The sequence below is a fragment of the Rhodobacter capsulatus genome (assembly GCF_003254295.1).
Taxonomy (GTDB): Bacteria; Pseudomonadota; Alphaproteobacteria; order Rhodobacterales; family Rhodobacteraceae; genus Rhodobacter; species Rhodobacter capsulatus.
In genome coordinates, this window is the sequence record NZ_QKZO01000016.1 from 1 (window position 1) to 14,910 (window position 14,910).

At 67.1% G+C, this 14,910-nt stretch carries 19 protein-coding genes, 1 tRNA gene, 1 rRNA gene and 1 riboswitch; of the genes, 9 read left to right on the forward strand and 12 right to left on the reverse strand.

The window, feature by feature from the left end:
* Positions 1-70: 70 nt before the first annotated feature.
* The 3 genes from rrf (at position 71) to LY44_RS16865 (ending at position 1,068) form a co-directional block, all read left to right on the forward strand.
* Positions 71-185, forward strand: a 5S ribosomal RNA gene (gene rrf / locus LY44_RS16855).
* A 73-nt stretch (positions 186-258) separates the two neighbouring features.
* Positions 259-335: transfer RNA gene (locus LY44_RS16860), tRNA-Met, on the forward strand.
* Between the two features lie 10 nt (positions 336-345).
* Positions 346-1,068, forward strand: coding sequence for a hypothetical protein (locus LY44_RS16865; protein ID WP_146707272.1), 723 nt, complete (start codon positions 346-348; stop codon positions 1,066-1,068).
* A 60-nt stretch (positions 1,069-1,128) separates the two neighbouring features.
* Here LY44_RS16865 and LY44_RS16870 read toward each other — a convergent pair whose 3' ends face one another.
* The 9 genes from LY44_RS16870 to LY44_RS16910 all read right to left on the reverse strand — a co-directional run bounded on the left by LY44_RS16870 (position 1,129) and on the right by LY44_RS16910 (position 9,260).
* Positions 1,129-2,511, reverse strand: coding sequence for an ABC transporter ATP-binding protein (locus LY44_RS16870; RefSeq protein WP_055212041.1), 1,383 nt, complete (start codon positions 2,509-2,511; stop codon positions 1,129-1,131).
* The gene (locus tag LY44_RS16875; protein ID WP_055212043.1) at positions 2,508-3,281 is read right to left on the reverse strand and encodes an ABC transporter permease; all 774 of its coding nucleotides are present in this window, start codon (positions 3,279-3,281) and stop codon (positions 2,508-2,510) included. Before LY44_RS16875 ends, LY44_RS16870 begins: the two co-directional genes overlap by 4 nt.
* Positions 3,278-4,222: an ABC transporter permease gene (locus tag LY44_RS16880; protein WP_055212045.1), complete on the reverse strand. Its 945-nt coding sequence runs from the start codon at positions 4,220-4,222 to the stop codon at positions 3,278-3,280. The genes LY44_RS16875 and LY44_RS16880 overlap by 4 nt, the downstream gene beginning before the upstream one ends.
* Positions 4,219-5,721, reverse strand: coding sequence for an ABC transporter substrate-binding protein (locus LY44_RS16885; protein WP_055212047.1), 1,503 nt, complete (start codon positions 5,719-5,721; stop codon positions 4,219-4,221). The genes LY44_RS16880 and LY44_RS16885 overlap by 4 nt, the downstream gene beginning before the upstream one ends.
* Before the next feature lie 104 nt (positions 5,722-5,825).
* A complete protein-coding gene (locus LY44_RS16890; protein ID WP_055212049.1) occupies positions 5,826-6,491 on the reverse strand; it encodes an energy-coupling factor ABC transporter ATP-binding protein in 666 nt (221 codons plus the stop codon).
* Positions 6,475-7,269: a cobalt ECF transporter T component CbiQ gene (gene cbiQ, locus LY44_RS16895; RefSeq protein ID WP_055212051.1), complete on the reverse strand. Its 795-nt coding sequence runs from the start codon at positions 7,267-7,269 to the stop codon at positions 6,475-6,477. Before cbiQ ends, LY44_RS16890 begins: the two co-directional genes overlap by 17 nt.
* A 2-nt stretch (positions 7,270-7,271) precedes the next feature.
* A complete protein-coding gene (locus LY44_RS16900) occupies positions 7,272-7,862 on the reverse strand; it encodes a hypothetical protein (protein WP_055212053.1) in 591 nt (196 codons plus the stop codon).
* Positions 7,859-8,470 (reverse strand): cobalt transporter CbiM, encoded by a 612-nt coding sequence (gene cbiM, locus LY44_RS16905; protein WP_055212055.1) that lies wholly within the window; start codon positions 8,468-8,470, stop codon positions 7,859-7,861. The genes LY44_RS16900 and cbiM overlap by 4 nt, the downstream gene beginning before the upstream one ends.
* A gap of 1 nt (position 8,471) precedes the next feature.
* A complete protein-coding gene (locus LY44_RS16910) occupies positions 8,472-9,260 on the reverse strand; it encodes a DUF4198 domain-containing protein (protein ID WP_394325858.1) in 789 nt (262 codons plus the stop codon).
* Positions 9,261-9,388: 128 nt separating this feature from the next.
* A riboswitch (cobalamin riboswitch) is annotated at positions 9,389-9,607 on the reverse strand.
* A gap of 328 nt (positions 9,608-9,935) precedes the next feature.
* Between LY44_RS16910 and LY44_RS16915 the strand changes: the two genes are divergently transcribed.
* Positions 9,936-10,406, forward strand: coding sequence for an alpha/beta hydrolase family protein (locus LY44_RS16915; RefSeq protein ID WP_249031102.1), 471 nt, complete (start codon positions 9,936-9,938; stop codon positions 10,404-10,406).
* Between the two features lie 59 nt (positions 10,407-10,465).
* Here LY44_RS16915 and LY44_RS16920 read toward each other — a convergent pair whose 3' ends face one another.
* Together LY44_RS16920 and LY44_RS16925 are read right to left on the reverse strand one after the other, a co-directional pair.
* A complete protein-coding gene (locus tag LY44_RS16920; protein WP_065118435.1) occupies positions 10,466-10,867 on the reverse strand; it encodes an HMA2 domain-containing protein in 402 nt (133 codons plus the stop codon).
* Positions 10,868-10,961: 94 nt separating this feature from the next.
* Positions 10,962-11,213, reverse strand: a complete 252-nt coding sequence (locus LY44_RS16925) for a hypothetical protein (protein ID WP_111396068.1) — start codon at positions 11,211-11,213, stop codon at positions 10,962-10,964.
* Between the two features lie 166 nt (positions 11,214-11,379).
* Between LY44_RS16925 and LY44_RS16930 the strand changes: the two genes are divergently transcribed.
* Positions 11,380-11,928 (forward strand): flavodoxin, encoded by a 549-nt coding sequence (locus LY44_RS16930; RefSeq protein WP_055211541.1) that lies wholly within the window; start codon positions 11,380-11,382, stop codon positions 11,926-11,928.
* Between the two features lie 42 nt (positions 11,929-11,970).
* Positions 11,971-12,408, forward strand: coding sequence for a hypothetical protein (locus LY44_RS16935; RefSeq protein WP_146707273.1), 438 nt, complete (start codon positions 11,971-11,973; stop codon positions 12,406-12,408).
* Positions 12,409-12,553: 145 nt separating this feature from the next.
* Here the strand turns inward: LY44_RS16935 and LY44_RS18540 are convergent, their stop codons facing one another.
* A complete protein-coding gene (locus LY44_RS18540; protein WP_317617967.1) occupies positions 12,554-13,039 on the reverse strand; it encodes a hypothetical protein in 486 nt (161 codons plus the stop codon).
* 163 nt (positions 13,040-13,202) lie between these two features.
* On the opposite strand from LY44_RS18540, the gene hemP reads away from it, so the two are divergent.
* The 3 genes from hemP to LY44_RS18485 all read left to right on the forward strand — a co-directional run bounded on the left by hemP (position 13,203) and on the right by LY44_RS18485 (position 14,896).
* Positions 13,203-13,328, forward strand: a complete 126-nt coding sequence (gene hemP, locus LY44_RS18360; RefSeq protein ID WP_223230756.1) for a hemin uptake protein HemP — start codon at positions 13,203-13,205, stop codon at positions 13,326-13,328.
* Positions 13,329-13,824: 496 nt separating this feature from the next.
* Positions 13,825-14,475: an ABC transporter ATP-binding protein gene (locus tag LY44_RS18480; RefSeq protein WP_055211535.1), complete on the forward strand. Its 651-nt coding sequence runs from the start codon at positions 13,825-13,827 to the stop codon at positions 14,473-14,475.
* Entirely contained in the window at positions 14,375-14,896 is a 522-nt protein-coding gene (locus LY44_RS18485) for an ATP-binding cassette domain-containing protein (protein WP_055211533.1), read from the forward strand. The genes LY44_RS18480 and LY44_RS18485 overlap by 101 nt, the downstream gene beginning before the upstream one ends.
* Positions 14,897-14,910 lie beyond the last annotated feature (14 nt).

The window sequence follows — 14,910 nt, forward strand, 5'->3', positions numbered from 1 at the left end:
GCCGGTGACCGCATCCGCGGTACGCGAGCTTCTCCTGATACTTGACTTGGACAGATGGCTTCTTCCTCGGTTTGGTGGTCATAGCGTTGGCTAAACACCCGATCCCATCCCGAACTCGGCCGTTAAGGGCCAACACGCCGATGGTACTGCGTCTCAAGACGTGGGAGAGTAGGTCACCGCCAAACCTAGTAAGAAGCCAAAGTTCTCTCAAAACGATACCAATAAACCCCGATCGCAAACAAAGCCCTCGGGACATAACGCGGGGTGGAGCAGCCCGGTAGCTCGTCAGGCTCATAACCTGAAGGCCGCAGGTTCAAATCCTGCCCCCGCAACCAAAATTTATGAATGAATACAGTGCATTACGGCCGCCCACGGGCGGCTTTTGGCATTGGTGCAAAACCCCTGGAAGCGCCGTGGAAGCAACTCAAGTCAGGTCAAGAGAGTGGCAACGCGGCAACGCGCAAGAAAAACCTCTTCCTCCCCAATCCAGCTAGCACCCAACACCTCGCGCCATGGGCCGGTCATGCCCATATCTCCACTTACCGGAACGACAGCCGGTCATCGCGATGGAGAAATGGACTGAAGTTCCTCGGTTTGATCGTTGAGTATTGGTTTGAGGGAGTGACACTCTTCTTGACCGTTTTAGCAGTCCTCTACGCTCACCTGGCCTACAGGTCATCTGTGAAGAGTGCGGCGCAGGCCCGCGCCGCCGAACTGACCAGCTTGAAAATCCAAGCCAACACCGTTCTGGACGACGTATACCGAGCACTTTTAGCGTTGAGGTCAGCCTGCCAAGCAAACCATCAGGAATGGATCCGCCATGAGGGACGACGCCCGATGATGCTCTCTGGTCCGCAGGGCATGTTCGCAGAGATGAAGTCTGCGCCCATCGAGCGTCAAGGGCACATCTTGTGGGCTCAATTGAAGGATGTCTTCGCAAAAGATGAAGCAAAGACGCCCGCAGACTATGAGGCGCTAATCAAGCAAGCTAGGGAAGTAGCGTCGCAAATCATGGGTCTGACCGCCCAACTTGAAAGCCCCCCAGCATATCAAGGAGGCCGAAACTAGAAGTTACAGAGGGGCGCGTGAGGGGCCGCTCTCTGCCGGCAGCTTCGGCGCGGGGGACTTCTATATCGGTGTCAGCCGGATCACCCGGTCGCTGATCGCCTCGAGCAGCGCGTGGTCATGGCTGACGATCACCATCGCCATGCCACTTTCACGGCCGATCTCGACCATCAGCCGGATCGTCAGCGCCTGCGTCACCGGATCGAGCCGCGAGGTCGGCTCGTCGGCGAACAGGACCGCGGGATCAAGCAGCAGCGCCCGCAAAAGCGCGATGCGCTGCAGCTCGCCCCCCGAAACCGCACCGGGCCTGCGCGCCAGAAGATCGGGCGACAGCTTCAGCCGATCCAGCAGCGGCGCCACCCGAACCCGGTCGATCCGATGCCGTGCCAGCAGGTCGTCCAGCCCCTCGGCCAGCGTGATCCGCGCCGGAAAGGCGGCGGGCGGATCCTGCCAGAGCTTCTGAAAGGCAAGTTTCGGCAGCGCCGGGTCCCGCCAAAGCCTGCCCTGATGCGGCAAAAGCCCCAACAGCGCATTGCCAAGGCTCGACTTGCCGCAGCCCGAGGGCCCCGCCACCGCCAGAATCTGCCCGGGCGAGAGGGTGAAATCGAGCGGCGCAAACAGGCTCCGGCCGTCGCGCGCCACCGTGAACCCCTCGGCCCGCAGCAGCGGCGCGGTTTCGGGCATCGGATCGGGGCGCGGCCAATGCGCCGGATCGGCCGCGATCAGCGCCCGGGTATAGGGATGTTCGGGCGCGGTCAGCACGCGTTCGGCCGGGCCGCGTTCGACCACGGTGCCGCCCTGCATCACCAGGATCTCGCCGCCCAGGCCCGCCGCAAGCGTCAGATCATGGGTGATCGTCAAAAGGCCGCCGCCTTCGAGCCCGCGCCGCAACAGCGCGAGCACATCGTCGCGCCGGTCGCTGTCGAGCCCCTTCGTCGGCTCGTCGGCGACGGTGATCCGCGCTCCGCCCGCCCGCGCCGCCGCAAAGGCCAGCCGCTGCGCCATGCCGCCCGAAAGCTGCCAGGGGTATTTCCCCCCCGCGCCCTCGAGGCCCAGCTCGGCCAGATCGGCCTTGGCCCGCCGCCCCGGCCGGGGATCGGCGGCGACAAGGTCAAAGACCTCGGCCAGCTGATAATGGCCGGTCATCAGCGGATCGAGCGCCAGCCAGGGCTCTTGCGGCAGAACCGCGATCTGGCGCCCCCAGAGCGCCCGGCTGCCTTGCGGCCGGGCCGGGTCAAGCTTCGTCTCGCCCACCCGCAGCTCTCCGTCCGCCACCAGCCCGCGCGGCAGCGTGCCCAGGATCGCCTGCGCCAGCAGGCTCTTGCCCGAACCGCTTTCGCCCAGAACCGTCACCGCCCGCCCCGCGGGCAGCGTCAGCGACACCGGGTCCAGAAGCCGCTCGGCCCCGGTCCTGACGGTGATGTCTTTTGCCTGCAACAGGGTCATTCGCGGCCTCCGGCGATCAGGTTGAGGGACAAAAGCAGCGCGAAACAGGCCGCGACGGGTTGCAAAAGCGCAAAGGGCGCCTCGCGCCAGCTCGGCAGCAGCTCGACCATCATCAGCCCGAGTTCCGGCGTCGGCGCGCGCATGCCGACGCTGACAAAGCCCAGCGCGGCGATGGCGGCGATGGCATTGGCGACGCCGAAAGCCGTGGCGGTGCGCAGCATCGGGCCGATCTCGGGCCAGAGGATGCGGCGAAACACCCAGACCGGGCCGAAGCCCTGCAGCCTGGCGGCCTCGACCGCGGGGCTGGCCAGCTGGCTGCGCGCGACGGACCGGGTCAGGCGGAAGAACTCGATCCATTGCACCGCGGCCAGCCCCGCCCAGAAGGCGAGCGGCGTCGAGGGCAAGATGACCCCCATCATCAGCACCATCAGCAGGGCGGGCAAAGCCAGCACGCTGTCAGCCAGAAGCGACAGGCCGCGGTCGAGCCAGCCGCCGCGCCAGCTGGCCAGCGCGCCAAGAAAGATCCCAAGCGCGGCGGCAGTCGCGGTGGCGGCGAAAGCGATCGTCAGCGACAGCCGCAGCGCCTGCGACAGCCGCGCGAACATCGAGCGGCCCAGATGATCATAGCCGAACCAGGCCAGCGCATCGGGCCCGGCCAGCGCCCGCAAGAGCGTCTGTTTGAACGGCCCCAAAGGCTCGATCAGCGGCCCGATCAACGCAAGGGCCACCAGGGCGCCCAACAGGCCGAAGCCAAGATGCCTTGTCGTCATGCGCGGACCTCCCGCGGGTCGATGCGCCGCACGGCCAGATCGATCAGCGTGTTGAGAAGAACGAAGGAGAGCCCCATCACCAGCGCCGTTCCCTGCACCATCGGCACGTCGCGGTGAAACACCGCATGGATCAGCGCATGGCCGATGCCGGGCCAGCCGAAGATGGTTTCCACCACCACGACCCCCTCGGCCAGCAGCACGAATTGCAGGCCGAGATAGGTCAGCAGCGGGGCAGCGATGGCCCGCAGCCCGTGGTGCAGCAGCACCTGTCCGTCGCTCAGCCCCTTGGTGCAGGCAAAGGCATGGGCGGGGCTGGCGGCAAAGGCCGCCATCGCATCGCGGGCAATCCGCGCCGAGGCCGCGGCCAGCCCCAGCGCCAGCGTCAAGGCGGGCAGGACCAGATGGCTGATGTCGCCATGGCCCGCCGCGGGCAAAAGCCGCAGCTGCACCGCAAGGACCACGATCAGCACAAGGCCCAGCAGGAATTGCGGCACCGCCCGCAAGGCCGCGGCGGCCACCAGCAGCGCCCGGTCGAACCGTCCCCCGGCCCGCAGCCCGGCGTAAATGCCCAGCGGAGGCCCGATCAGCAGCGACAGGCCCAGCGCCACCGCCGCCAGCTGCAGGCTGGCGCCCAGCTGGTGCGCGATCTCCTCCCAGACCGGCAGGCCCGAAACCATCGACCGGCCCAGATCGAGCCGCGCCAGATCGGCCATCCACTGCCCGAAAAGCACCAGCGGCCCGGCGTCCAGGTTCAGCTCGGTCCGCACCGCCTCGGCCAGATCGGCCGAGGCGAGGTCATAGCCGTAGCGCGCGGCGGCGATGCGAAACGCCATGTCCCCGGGCATGGCCCGCATCATCAGAAACGACATCACGCCGACGACAAGGGCGACGCCCGCCGCCTGCAACAGACGGAAGGCAAGGGTACGAAGCGCGAAGGTCACTGCACGATCTCCGCCGATTTCAGCCCGAAGGTCCGCTCATAGGGGTCGATCACGATCCCCTTGACGGAATTCGAGACCGCCGCCGTCTGCTGATACCAGGCGATCGGCACGACCGGCAGATCGGCTTGCAACGTCGCGGAAAGGGCGGCTTTTTCGGCAGCCGTGCCGCCCTCGGCCGCGATCTTGCGCACCGCGGCGGTGAAGGCGGGATTGTCCCAGCCCATCGCCCCCCAATCGCCCGTGGGGGCGTAATCCTGCATAAGCGTGCCGATCGGATCGGGGACCAGCGCGAAATTGCGGGCAAAAAGCGCCATCTGCAGCGTTCCGGCCGCATGTTTTGCCGGGATCTCGGAAGAGTTCGTCGAATTGATCGTCACCGCGATCCCCACCTCGCGCAGCATCTGGTCCAGCACCGCCGCCGTCAGCGGCAGTTCCGGCCGGTCGGGATAGGTCAGCAATTCGACCGCAAAGGGCTGGCCGTCGTGCTGCAAGATGCCATCGGGCCCCGGAACCCAGCCCGCCGCGGCAAAGGCGGCTTTCGCCGCTTCGGGATCGTAGCCGAGCGGCGCCAGCGCCGGATCATGCCAGGCCCCCGCCGCGGGCGGAAACATCTGCGTCGCCGCTGCCGGATAGCGCAGCACCGCCTGCGCCAGCCCGGCCCGGTCGATCGCCAGCGACAGCGCCCGCCGCTCTGCGACCGTGTCAAAGAAGGGCGCGGCGGCGTTCAGTTTCAGCAGCAGCACCCGCGGCAGCGAAACGGAATGCACGGTGACGGTCTTGACCGAAGCAAGCCGGGTGACCGAGGCGGGATCAAGGTTCACCACCAGCCCCGCATCGCCCGATTCCGCCATCAAGGCCCGGGTCTCGGCCCGGCTGACGCCCGCATAATGGATCGCCTCAAGTTTGGCGGGCCCGCCCCAATAGCCGTCGAACCGCACGGCTTCCAGCCGCAGCGGCGGTTCCAGCACGGTCACCCGGAACGCCCCGGTGCCGATCAGCGCCGTCACCGTGCCATCGGCACCATAGGCGGCGGGCGCCAGGATCCCGGTGCGATATTCGGCCAGAAACGCGGGCAGGGCGGCAAAGGCGGTCTTGAGAGTAATCACCACCTCTTCCCCCTCGGCGGTGATCGCGGCCACCGGCGCCTTGGCCAGGATGCCTTCCTTTTTCCACGACCAGGTCAGCGCCGCGGCGGCGGCCTCGGCGGTCAGCGGGCTCGCGTCATGGAATGTCACGCCCGGGCGGATGTGAAAGCGCCAGCTGAGCCCGTCTTCCGACACCGACCAGCGATCCGCAAGCCCGGGCAACAGCGCCCCCGTGGCGTCGCTGTTCACCAGCGTTTCCATGACATCAAGCTTGAGGAAGATATCCCCCGACAGCAGCGGATCGGCGGCCTTGATCTCGAAGGGCGCGGCGATGGCAAGCGTTGCGGGATCGGCGAGAGCCGGCAGGGCGGGCAGGGCCGCGATCAGCGCGGCAAGCGAAAGGCGGGATAGCATGGGGTCTCCAATTTGGTATGTTATAACGTAATATTTTACCGCGCCGCGCGCGGCAAGGGCCGCAGGGCCCGGCCAAAGGGCGGCGGGGTGGTGCGGGGCGCAGATCAGCGCGGATGCGGATGCGGACCCAGCCGCCCCTCGGCCAGATGCAGCTCGCGCTGCACCAGCCGGGCGCGAAAGGCGGGATCGTGGCTGACCAGCAGGATCGCCTGCGGCAGCGCCTGCAAGATCGCCAGCAGCCGCGCCTCGTTTTCGGGATCAAGCGCATTCGTCGGCTCGTCGAGCAGCAGCACCTCGGGGCGCATCACCAGCACCGTGGCCAGCGTCACCAGCCGCTTTTCGCCCCCCGACAGATGATGCGTGACCCGGTTGCGCAGCGCCGTCAGCGCCAGCTGCTCCAGCACCGCATCGACCCGCCGCAACGCCTCGGCCCGTGACAGGCCCAGATTGAGCGGGCCAAAGGCGATATCCTCGGCGACGGTGGGGCAAAACAGCTGATCGTCGGGGTCCTGAAACACCAGACCGACGCGGCGGCGCATCTGCTGGAAATCGGTCTCGCGCGCGCAGGGCTGGCCAAAGGCGCGGATGGTGCCGCGGGCCGGCCGGATCAGCCCCAGCGCGATGCGCAGAAGCGTCGACTTGCCGGTGCCATTCGCCCCCACCAGCGCGATCCGCTCGCCCGGGCCCAGCGCAAGGCTGGCCCCGGCCAGCACCGGCGCCTGACCGGGATAGCCGAAATGGATGTCGTCAAGCTCAAGCAGCGCGGACAAGGGCGACCTCCATGGCGATCAAACACCCCAGCGCAAGGGCAAAAAGCACCCCGAACAGCCGATCCCCGGCCCCGAAGGACAGATCGTCCAGCAACGGGATCTGCCCGGTGAAGCCCCGGCATTTCATCGCCTGCAAGATCCGCTCCGAGCGTTCGAGCGCGCGCACCAGCATCATGCCCACCAGCTGGCCAAGGCTGACCCATGTGTGCCGGTTGGAGCCCGGGCGAAAGGCCCGCGCCCGCATCGCCTGCCGCGTGCGGTCATATTCGGCGCGCAGCACCTCGATATAGCGCACGGTGAACAGCAGCAGATGCACCAGCCGCAGGGGCAGGCGCAGCCGCGCCAGCGCATGGCCCAGCCGCACCGGGTCGAGCGTGCCGACCAGAACCATCAGCATCAGGATCACCGCATTCGCCGTCAGCGCGATTTCGGCTGCCAGGCGCAGCCCTTCGCGCGTGGCCACAAGGCCCCCCGGCAGGATCAGCGCGGGCGTGCCGGGCGTGGTGAAGGGCAAAAGCACCAGCATGACCAGGATGAACCCGTCCATCATCACCATGCGCCGCAGCGTCGGGCCCGGCGGCAGGCCCGAAAGCGGCAGCATCGCCAGCGCCGCGACCGCCGCCAGCGCCAGCACGGGCAGGCTCGAGAGCCCGGTCACCACCACGGCAAAGGCGGCGGCCGCCAGCACCCGCCCGCGCGGATCAAGCCCGTGGATCGGCCCGGGCCCGCCGGTCGCGCCGCCCGGATGCGGTGGCGCGAGGCTCAACAGATGGGCCATGCTCAGCCCGCCATCAGCCGCCGCCGCGCGGCCAGATAAAAGCCCAGACCGAAAAGCCCGGCGATATAGCCGATCCCGCCCAGGATCGTCTGCAGGTCGTTCTTTTCCTTGTAGGCGGCGATTTCCTGCCGCAACGGGCGGATCTCGTCGCGCAGGGCCGCCGCGATCACCTCGGGGTCGATCGCGGCCGTGGCCGCCATGGCGGCGGGGGCGGCCGCTCCGGCGGCAGCGGGCACAGCGGCCGCAGATTTGGCCGCCTTGCCGAGAATTCCCGCCACCTCCGCGGCCGAAAGCGTCACCTGCGCCACATGTCCCGCCCCCAGATCGGCGCGGAACAGATGTTCGACCGGCTCGGTGGGGGTGAAGGTGAAGCCGCCCGCGTCATCCGTCACCGTCTCGCCCAGCACGCGGCCCGCGGGATCAGTGACGCTGATCGTCGTGTTCACCGCCATGTCCCCATTGGAAAAGCCGATCTCGCCCTCGATCCTGGCGCCCGCGGGATAGGCCGAGGCGATGACCTTGTGCGCGAGCGCGGGCAGCGGGGCCAGCGTCAGGCACAGCGCCAGCGCGGCAAAGAGGGAAGCGGATTTCATCGGGTCGTCTCCATCACATGGAACAGCTCGGGTTTGACGCGCAGCGCCAAGGATACGGCGGCGGCGGTCAGCACCGCCTCGACCGCCATCACCGGGATATGGGCCAAGAACACCAGCTTGGCCGCGGCCAGGAACTGATCGCCGCTCAGCGCCAGACAGATCGCAACGCACAGCGTGGTCAGCGCAATCGCCAAAGCACCGCCGACACCGCCCCAGATCGCCGCATGGGCGCCGCCGCGGCGGATCAGCGGGCCAAGCACCAGCCCCACGATCACCGCGGGCATCGCGATGTTGAAGGTGTTCACCCCCAGCACCGTCACCCCGCCGAAACCGAAAAAGACCGCCTGCAGCAAAAGCCCGACGAACAGCGCCGGAAAGGCCGCCCAGCCCAGCACCAGCCCGGCCATGCCGTTGAGGATCAGATGCACCGAAGAGGGGCCGATCGGCACATGCACCAGCGAGGCGACAAAGAACGCCGCCGAAAGCACCCCGGCGGCCGGGATGCGTTCCATCGTCATCGCGCGCAGGCCAAGGGCGATGCCCCCGGCCGCCGCCACCGCCCCGCCAATCACCACCGGATTGGCAAGGGCTCCGTCCACGATATGCATGTCACTTCACATCCCAGGCGCGGACCCAGATCACGGCATCCTGGCTCAGCTCCTTACCCGCATGTTCTTTCGCGGGGCCGGTGCCGAGCGCCGCAAAGCCCCACCAGCCCGCTTTCGGCACGCCGAAGGTGAAATAGCCGTTCGCATCCGAGATCGCCACGACCGCGCCGCCCGGCATCGGCCCGGCGCTGGGCGCCCTGGGCGCATTGGTGGCCAGATCGGGCTCGGCCGCCATGTATTCGATCTCGATTTCGGCGCCCGCGACCGGCTTGCCCTCGGACAAGACCTGCCCGCTGAAGGTCGATCCGGCGAGGATGTTGTAGGGCTTGTTCAAGGGCACGATCTCGGTGGCAAGCCCCTGCGGTTCGCTCCAGTCGGTGGGCAGTTCGGCATGGTTCAGATAGACCTTGGTCAACTGCTGGATGAAGATGTCCTCGCTGGGCTCCAGATAGGGCGCGGGCTCGACGACAAGGACGTAATCCCCCGCCTTGGTCACCGGCACGGTGGCGGCATAGGCCGCTGCGGCATTGTCCTTGCCCTGAAAGGTGATCGGTTCAAGCCGGTCGATCAGGTCGATCTTCTTGCCCTTGTTGACGGCATAAAAGGCCTGCGGTGCGCCCATGTCCATCGCATGGCCATTCTCGAACGGATGCCAGAAAATCAGCCGCAGGGGCACGTCACCGGGGCCCTCGATGATCGGATTTTCGGTGTAGATCAGCTGGAAATGCGCTTGCGCGGCGGTTGGCAAAAGCAGCACGGCCGCAGCGGCCAGGGCTTTCATCGGGATCATGGGTCGTTCCTCTCCTGGTCCGTCCGAAGACGGCGACGTGAAAGGACGGACGGGATGAGGCACGCGGCAGACCGCGGCCTGCCACGAGCCAGACGCGCACCCCGGCGTCCGGACTGGCGCCCGGATTGCTCCGGCACGCATCACAGGCAGGTCTCCTGGCTCGCGGGTCTTCGCTTTGCCGGCCTTCCCGGGCCCGGTGGCCCAGTGGCATCTTCGGCATCGCTCGCCGCTCACAGTTGCGGGGGCAGCCACGGATTTGGCGCCTGATGGCTACACCGCACCGTATTCCCTCTTTCCCCCCCTCATGCCTTGGGCATCAACGGGGGACCGATGACCCCCCTGATGGGCCACACTGCGCGCCGATTGTCAATCGCCATCCTTGCGGTCGCTTGCCACGTCCCGACCGCTTCCCCCCGGGCGGGGGCGGGGGCGGGGGCGGGGGCGGGGCGCTTTCGGACCCAGGTTCGAACCGGTGATGGAGGGCCTGACCCGATGGCAGCACGTATGTCCTGTCGGTTTCATCAGAACCGGCGGATCAGCCAGAAGCGTGGAGCGTGGTTCGCCTGCCAAACGACAAAGCGGATGTCGAAGCCATCGCGGAGGCGGCCTCGCGCTCTGCCATGCTGTTCGTGGCCGAGAAAAGCGCCGACACCCGACGCCATCAGCGGGACGCTGATGGCGCTTGGTCGGCTTTATGCCGGGGAGATCACCGCCATCGCCCCGACCGGCCCGCTTTGTCTGGGCGGGAATTGCCAGGGCGGGCTGGTGATGCGCGAGGTCGGGCTGGCGCTGATGCGTCAGGGCCGCGAGGTCGCGCTGACCATCCTGATGGAACAGGGCCGCTTCCTGCATTACCCGGGCGCCACCCTGCGGCTGTTCGGCGCGGGCAGCTATCTCAACCCCTATGGCCAGATCGCGGCGCCGGAGCAGGTGTTCCGCAGCGCCTATCCCGCGGGCCACCATGTCGAGATCCTCCGCGGGGCGCATGGGCAGTATTTCAGGCCCGGAAATGTCGAGGCGCTGGCCGCGACGATCCTGCGCCATCTCGCGCCTCCCCGGAACGGAGACGGCAGCGGAGACGGCGCGGGCCCTCCTTGCCCCGGAGCGGCGCGGGGGCGCGTTCCTGCGGACGGATCAACGCACTGAGAAGCCCTGATCCGGGGCCGCGGCGCAGGCGAGAAGGCAGGAGGCAGAAGGCGGGGCGGTCAGATCGCGGCGGCGACGATGCGGGTGATGAAGGTGTTCAGCACCGCCTTGCTCATCGCCACAGTCATCGCCTGCTTGAACTCGGGCGAGAGTTTGGCGCGCGGGATCTGCGCCCCCGGAATCGGCGCAGTCGTGCGGTTCGCGGCGGGCCATGCCGTCGGGCGGGTCAGCGCGGCCTTCGGGCAATGGGCGCAGATATGATCCAGGATCGCCCCCAGCTCGCCGCGCTCGACATGGTAATGCACGATCACCGAGGCCGCGCCGCGGTTCACCTCGACCGCCAGCACGCCTTCGAGCGCGCCGACCTTCTCATGCAGCTTGCGCGCCAGATCGGCATCGCGGCGCAGCGCCTCGATCTTGAAACGGGCGCGGCCGGGGATGTGATGCACGCAGCAGACCATGGAAGCCTCCGTCCTGTCCCCGGCAGGATGCGAAACCAAAGCGATTCTGTCAAGAATTATCCGGGCCAAAGCGGCCCCTGGCCCTCTCCTTGCGTCAGGGCCGCGCGGGGCTTTCGGCAAAGCCCGCCTGCGCCAGCGCATGCAGCAAAAGCGCAAAGGTCGAGCCGTTGTGCAGCAGCGAGGCCGCGACCGGCGAGAGCCGCCCCGAGGAGGCGGCGACGAACAGCCCGGTGTTGATCGCCAGCGCCAGGGTGGTGTTGGTGCGGATGATCGCCATCGCCCGGTCACAGGCCTCGCGCGCATCGGCCGGCAGCCGGTCGCGCAGCCCGAAGAGCGCCCGCCTCACCGGCGTCGCCGTCGCGAATCCGACATTGTTGAGTTATTTGCTTTTCTTTTGGTTGATTCCTGACAATTTTACCCGACAATGGGCTTCGAAACCGCGCGCAAAGCCTGGCACGGATCTTGCGAAGCAGTTTCGGGGGCAACAGGCCCGTCAGCCAAAAGGGGACATCATGGCGAAGATCGGACTCTTCTTCGGATCGGACACCGGAACCACGCGCAAGATTGCAAAGCAGATCAAGGACATGTTCGATGACGAGGTGATGGCCAGGCCGCTCAACGTCAACCGGACCGAGGTGGCGGCGTTCATGGCCCACGACTTTCTGATCCTTGGCACGCCGACGCTGGGCGACGGGCAATTGCCGGGGCTGAGCGCCAATGCCGCCTCGGAAAGCTGGGAGGAATTCCTGCCCAGGATCGCCGATCAGGATTTCAGCGGCAAGACGATCGCGCTGTTCGGGCTGGGCGATCAGGTCACCTATCCGCTGGAATTCGTCAACGCGCTGTTCTTCCTGCATGAATTCTTCTCGGATCGGGGGGCGAAGCTGGTCGGGCGCTGGCCTGCCACGGGCTACGACTTCGAAGACTCGCTGGCCGTGGTGGACGGCGAATTCCTGGGCCTTGCCCTGGATCAGGACAATCAGGCGGCGCTGACGCCCGAGCGGCTCAAGGGCTGGCTTGCGCTGATCGCGGCCGATTTCGGCCTTGTCCTGCCTGCATGATCGCTTGCCCCGGAAAGGCGCCCCCCCATGAAAGACCTTCCCATGAAAGACCTTCCCCTGCCGTCCGAGACCGATGCCGGCGCCGCCCCGGCCACAGCCGCGCCTTGGCAAGATGATGTTCTGGCCGCGCTTCGGTTGATGATCGACAGTTACCGCGCGCCGGAACGCGACGGCTGGTGCCTTGCGCTCGACCGGGCGCAGGCGCGCTGGGGCGAGACGCGGGGGGCGATCATCTTTGCCGATCTGGCGCAGGTTCTGGCGCGGCTGCGCGTGGCACGGCACTCGCCCTTCGGCTTCGGGCGGGTGGACGGATCGCAACCCCGTCCGACCCGGCATGAGGCGCTGTTCCTGCAGGTGGCGCGGCTGAGCCATGCCGGGCATGCGGCGCAGGCCGAGGCGGTGGCCACGCTGCTGTGCGAGGGCAACGAGATCACCGCTTACCTGAATGCGGTGCGCCGTCTGGTGGCCCATCTCGACTGAGCGTCAAAGCGGAATGCCGGGTCGGAATGCAGAAAGGGCAGCGCTCTGCGCTGCCCTTTTGACGTGGTCCCGATCAAAGCTGGCTGGGGGCTTTGTGGCTGGCCGTGCTGGCTGGCGGAAAGCGGACCTGGCTTGCGAAATCGGATCAGGCGTTTTCTTCTTCGAAGTGACCGCACCAGTCGGATTCCTTCACCACCGGCCACAGGCCGCGGGCGTCGGGGGCAATCTGGGTGACGGGCGGGTTGAAGCGGCACAGACCGGCATCGGCCAGTTCTTTTTCACCGTTCGCGACATGATCTTCGAAGAAAGCGCATTTGGCGCAAGTGGCAGACATCACATGTCTCCTCTGTTCAAACCGGGCGCCGCCCAACCGCGGCGCCTGGCTTTTGATAGACCCGGCAATCGCGAAAATCAAATGAATTTTCAATGAAATCATATACTTGAGTGTTTTCATGCGGATTGGCGAGGCAAGAATTTTACTCGGGTTTCCTTCCGGGTGACGCCGTGCCGCAACCTGCTGATCGAACTGTCGCTTTTCTTCGCCGTCGAATCCCGATAGAAACGCTCGACAGTTTTCAGGGGCGGTTTGACGCCCGATCGGCAGGCCCCAACGGCGGTTTTCTCCCCGCAAGGCCCCCTGCGATCCCGAGCAGCGCGCCCCGAGCGGTGCGCAAGGAGAATCGCACATGTGCAATGACGAGCGACGGCCGAAACTTGCGCTTGGAAGCGTCGCCGACCGCGGTCTCGACGGCGTGTTCGGCAGGCGGGGTCCGGATGCGGCGCGAGGCCCCGGCATCGCGCCGCCGTTGCATGACGCGCGGGCGCTGACCGAGGGGGGAAGCCTTGTGCGGATCGAGCTGGACGGCGTCACCTATACGCTGCGCATCACCCGCAACGGCAAGCTGATCCTGACGAAGTGACCCGCCCCCCGGGGGGACGTTCGGCCTTCTGCGGGTGTCGGGGCCGGCTCAGCCGGTCTTGCGCCGCAACGCCCGGACCAGCCCCGCCGCATAGCTGGCCCGGGCCCGATATTCATCTTCGATCGCCTCGATCAGCGCCGCCTGCAGCCCGCTTCCCCGTTTCATCGCCTGTCTCCGACCGTTGCCACGCCCGCAGACTACAGATCCGTCCCGCATTGTACGACAGTTTTTGTCGGATTTCGCGACATGTCGCAGCCGCCCGCGCCGCACAAGTTTTGTTTCGCAAATCACAACCCGGCGCGGTTGAGCGGGCGGAGGCATAATCCTAATGAAAACACTCGGAATAATCGGAGGCGGATCGTGGCAGCGACAGGAACGGACGAGGCGGGGGTGAAGCTCTGGCCGGTGGCGGGGCGGCTGATCGGATTGATGCGGCGCCACCGCGGCTTGCTGGCGCTTTCGGTGGTCAGCGGCACGCTGGCGGCTGGCCCTGCTGATGATCGCGCCGATGCTGGTCGGGCTGTGGATGATGGGCCGGATGATGAAGGATGCCGAGGGGCCGACGCGCGATTATCTGGAGATTCAGTCGCGCATGGCCACGGTGGCGGCGGGATGGGTCGATCTGGCGGTTTTTGCCGCCTTTCTGGCCGTGGCTTACGGTTTTGGCGATCTGTTCGCGGCGGTTCAGGGCATCAGCCACCGGCTGTTTCGCCAGCACGAACTGCTTGAGCGGCTTGACGCCCTGCGCAATGTCGCCGAACTGCCCCCCGCCACCGGCACCCCCGCGATCGCCGAGGCCTCGATCCGCTTCGATCACGTCAGCTCTTCCTATGGCGCGCGCGAGGTGATTTCCGACATCAGCTTCGATCTGCCCGCCGGGCGCTGTCTGGCGCTGGTGGGGCCCTCGGGCTCGGGCAAATCCACCGTCGCGCGGCTGATCGGCCGGTTTCAGGACGCCGCGGCGGGCACGATCCGCATCGGCGGGCAGGACCTGTGCGAGATCGACCCCGAGGCGCTGCACCGCCATCTGGCCTATGTGTTTCAGGATGTCTTCCTGTTCAGCGGCACCGTGGCCGAGAATATCGCCCTGGGCCGGGGCGACGCGGGCCGAGATCGAGGCGGCGGCCCGCGCGGCGCGGGCGCATGATTTCATCACCGCCCTGCCGCAGGGCTATGACACGGTTCTGGGTGAACGCGGCTTCGGGCTTTCGGGGGGCGAGCGGCAGCGGATCTCGATTGCCCGCGCGATCCTGAAGGATGCGCCGATCCTGATCCTTGACGAGGCGACGGCCTTTGCCGATCCCGAAAACGAGGCGCTGATCCAGGATGCGGTGGCCGATCTGGCGCGGGGGCGCACCGTCGTTGTCATCGCGCACAGGCTGCACACCATCGTTCATGTCGACGAGATCCTGGTGCTTGAAACCGGCCGGATCGTCGAGCGCGGCAGCCATGCGGCGCTGCTGGCGGCGGGCGGTCTCTTCGCCCGGATGTGGCAGGCGCAGGAGGCGACGCGCAGCTTCCGCCACGCCACCACCACCGCGACCCTGCAAGCGGAGGCGGCACAATGAAACTGATCCGGTTC

Excerpts from the sequence above, each read along its gene's own strand:
- cbiQ (WP_055212051.1), bottom strand. The coding sequence starts at position 7,269 with ATGGCCCATCTGTTGAGCCTCGCGCCACCGCATCCGGGCGGCGCGACC.
- LY44_RS16935 (WP_146707273.1), top strand. The coding sequence starts at position 11,971 with ATGAAAGACCTTCCCCTGCCGTCCGAGACCGATGCCGGCGCCGCCCCG.
- LY44_RS16885 (WP_055212047.1), bottom strand. The coding sequence starts at position 5,721 with ATGCTATCCCGCCTTTCGCTTGCCGCGCTGATCGCGGCCCTGCCCGCC.
- LY44_RS16920 (WP_065118435.1), bottom strand. The coding sequence starts at position 10,867 with ATGGTCTGCTGCGTGCATCACATCCCCGGCCGCGCCCGTTTCAAGATC.
- LY44_RS18480 (WP_055211535.1), top strand. The coding sequence starts at position 13,825 with ATGATCGCGCCGATGCTGGTCGGGCTGTGGATGATGGGCCGGATGATG.
- LY44_RS16865 (WP_146707272.1), top strand. The coding sequence starts at position 346 with ATGAATACAGTGCATTACGGCCGCCCACGGGCGGCTTTTGGCATTGGT.
- LY44_RS16870 (WP_055212041.1), bottom strand. The coding sequence starts at position 2,511 with ATGACCCTGTTGCAGGCAAAAGACATCACCGTCAGGACCGGGGCCGAG.
- LY44_RS18485 (WP_055211533.1), top strand. The coding sequence starts at position 14,375 with ATGTCTTCCTGTTCAGCGGCACCGTGGCCGAGAATATCGCCCTGGGCC.
- LY44_RS16915 (WP_249031102.1), top strand. The coding sequence starts at position 9,936 with ATGGCGCTTGGTCGGCTTTATGCCGGGGAGATCACCGCCATCGCCCCG.
- LY44_RS16875 (WP_055212043.1), bottom strand. The coding sequence starts at position 3,281 with ATGACGACAAGGCATCTTGGCTTCGGCCTGTTGGGCGCCCTGGTGGCC.
- LY44_RS16930 (WP_055211541.1), top strand. The coding sequence starts at position 11,380 with ATGGCGAAGATCGGACTCTTCTTCGGATCGGACACCGGAACCACGCGC.
- cbiM (WP_055212055.1), bottom strand. The coding sequence starts at position 8,470 with ATGCATATCGTGGACGGAGCCCTTGCCAATCCGGTGGTGATTGGCGGG.
- LY44_RS16910 (WP_394325858.1), bottom strand. The coding sequence starts at position 9,260 with ATGATCCCGATGAAAGCCCTGGCCGCTGCGGCCGTGCTGCTTTTGCCA.
- LY44_RS16900 (WP_055212053.1), bottom strand. The coding sequence starts at position 7,862 with ATGAAATCCGCTTCCCTCTTTGCCGCGCTGGCGCTGTGCCTGACGCTG.